Origin of the sequence: Paenisporosarcina macmurdoensis (assembly GCF_042658845.1) — a bacterium.
Lineage (GTDB): Bacteria > Bacillota > Bacilli > Bacillales_A > Planococcaceae > Paenisporosarcina > Paenisporosarcina macmurdoensis.
Window position 1 is genome coordinate 1 of the sequence record NZ_JBHSRI010000027.1, and the last position, 2,445, is coordinate 2,445.

The 2,445-nt window shown below is 46.5% G+C and carries 3 protein-coding genes; all 3 read left to right on the top strand.

The annotated features are described in order from the left end of the window. Nucleotides 1–85 precede the first annotated feature (85 nt). From tnpA to tnpC, 3 genes are read left to right on the top strand one after another with little or no spacing between them, the layout of a single operon-like run. Nucleotides 86–391 carry an IS66 family insertion sequence element accessory protein TnpA gene (gene tnpA, locus ACFPYN_RS17275; protein ID WP_377735892.1) on the top strand — a complete coding sequence of 102 codons (306 nt, stop codon included), beginning with the start codon at nucleotides 86–88 and terminating at the stop codon, nucleotides 389–391. Next, nucleotides 391–744: an IS66 family insertion sequence element accessory protein TnpB gene (gene tnpB / locus ACFPYN_RS17280; RefSeq protein WP_377735895.1), complete on the top strand. Its 354-nt coding sequence runs from the start codon at nucleotides 391–393 to the stop codon at nucleotides 742–744. The genes tnpA and tnpB overlap by 1 nt, the downstream gene beginning before the upstream one ends. 39 nt (nucleotides 745–783) lie before the next feature. Continuing rightward, entirely contained in the window at nucleotides 784–2,370 is a 1,587-nt protein-coding gene (tnpC, locus tag ACFPYN_RS17285) for an IS66 family transposase (RefSeq protein WP_377735893.1), read from the top strand. Nucleotides 2,371–2,445: the final 75 nt, after the last annotated feature.

A 2,445-nucleotide genomic window follows, 5' to 3' on the forward strand; every position in this document is an offset into this window, starting at 1 on the left:
GTGAGCGTCAAATAGTGCACACATTCTAATAGAAGAAGATTCATGAGATACTCCTCCCAGATTTGATTTTCTGGGGGGATTTTATTTGAAAAGAAAAGAAAAAGAACAAGTTTGGTTAGAAAAGATCAACGAATATCGCGAGAGTGGAAAGTCACTTGTCCAGTGGTGTTCAGATACAGGTGTCGCAATTCACAATATGAACTATTGGTTGCGCAAACAGGCTCCGATAACTAAGGTTGCCGATCAGGAGACCAGTTGGGTCTCTTGTATTGTCGAAGGCCCTGCAAGCGATGCGATCACTCTAAAGATGAAGAATGTCGAGATTGAAGTGACAAGTGGCTTTCAAGAGGAACTGTTGCTCCAGATCATACGGACCCTTAACCGACTATGATGAATGGACGGATAGTCGAACGGGTCTATCTGGCGGCAGGTCCTACAGACCTACGAAAGTCAATCGATGGACTTGCTGTCATCGTACAGGAACTCTTCCAGCTTGACCCGTTCTCGAATGCACTCTTTGTTTTCTGTAATCGAAAGAAGGACAAGCTAAAGATCCTTTTTTGGGACCACAATGGTTTCTGGCTCTACTATCGTCGTTTGGAGAAGGGATTGTTTGATTGGCCAGACCTCGGGTCTGTACAGCCACTTCCCATCACACCACGACAGTTGAACTGGTTGCTCGACGGGCTTCCTCTAAATCAGCGCCATGCACATCCTTCTGTCCAAGCGAAAAAAGTCATTTAACTCTATTTCGCTGTGTCATTTTGTGATATCCTTATTCCTATGAAAAACACGGACGAGAACACACAGACTACAATTGAAGAACTTGAGAAGAAGAACTTGCAACTTGAGAACCAGATGAAAACATTGCATCTGAAGTTACAGTGGTATGAGGAGCAGTTCAGACTGAGCCAGCAGAAACGCTTTGGCTCATCCAGCGAGAAGACGGATGAAAACCAGCTGACACTCCAACTGTTCAACGAGGCGGAGGTCTCTTCTTCTGTGTTATTGGCAGAACCGACAATGGAGACAATTAGCTATAAACGCAAGAAAATCGGCGATCGCGCTGAGAAACTGAAAGACCTCCCTGTCGAGACGATCCATCACGACCTCTCTGATTCAGAGAAGGTCTGTTCGGCATGCGACCATGCACTACATGAGATGAGCACCCAGGTCCGAAAGGAACTGAAGATCATCCCAGCACAGGTCAAGGTCACTGAACATGTCCAACACATCTATAGCTGTCGCCATTGTGAGAACCATTCTCTCGCTACGCCGATCGTGAAGGCGAAGATGCCAAACCCAGTTATCCCGAAGGGACTTGCATCGCCTTCTGCAGTTGCGTTCATCATGACTCAAAAGTTTGCGGATGGATTGCCACTCTATCGCCAGGAGAAACAGTTGGAGCGAATGGGGATCCCGTTGAACCGTCAGACGCTCTCGAACTGGATGATCTCAAGTACGACGAGATGGTTAAAACCATTCTATGAACATCTGTACCACCAATTGTTGAAAGAAGAAGTACTCCATGCGGACGAGACTGTCCTCCAAGTACTGGATGAGCCTGGCAAAAACGCGCAGTCCAAATCCTATATGTGGCTCTATCGCACAAGTGGCAAAACGCAACGCCCAATCGTCCTCTTCGATTACCGAGCGAGTCGCGCCAAGAAGAACCCTCAGGATTTCTTGAACGGGTTTTCTGGTTTCCTACACGTCGACGGATATGCTGGCTATGAATCAATTGAAGGTGTCGAGCTGGCTGGCTGTTGGGCCCATGTACGGCGAAAATTCGATGAGGCTCTTAAGGCTCTGAAAGGTGCACCTCCTGGGGCTGGTCGTTCTACGACTGCAAAAAAGGGGCTCGAATTTTGTAACCGATTGTTTGCGATCGAACGCAAGATTAAAGGTCTGAGTGCAGAAGATTGTTTAAATACGAGACTTAAGGACAGTCAGCCCGTGCTGGATGCTTTTTTGGCATGGCTCAAAGAACAGCGGGAACTTGTGACACCTAAATCTGCGACGGGTATGGCAATTTCCTATACGCTGAATCAGTGGCCAAAATTGATTACATTTATGAAGGACGGACGCGTCGAAATCGACAACAACCGAGCAGAGAGATCGATCAAGCCTTTCGTTATCGGACGGAAGAACTGGCTGTTCGCAGCTTCGACAAGTGGTGCGAATTCAAGTGCCATCAGCTACAGTCTCGTAGAGACTGCCAAAGAGAACGGATTGAATCCTTTCTTCTACCTTAAATATCTTTTCGAAGAACTTCCTCAGCTCGATATGAGCGCGAATTTAGAAATCGATCATCTCATGCCCTGGTCCAAGGATCTTCCGGCTGATTGCTATATCCAATTTAAGAAATAGAAAATGCCTTTCTGACAAAAGTCAGAAAGGCATTTTCTTTGAGAAGAAACAATGTGTTCATTATTTGACGCTTAC

What these genes read in the sequence shown, in the direction of transcription:
- tnpB (WP_377735895.1), top strand. Translation starts at nt 391, where the DNA reads ATGAATGGACGGATAGTCGAACGGGTCTATCTGGCGGCAGGTCCTACA.
- tnpC (WP_377735893.1), top strand. Translation starts at nt 784, where the DNA reads ATGAAAAACACGGACGAGAACACACAGACTACAATTGAAGAACTTGAG.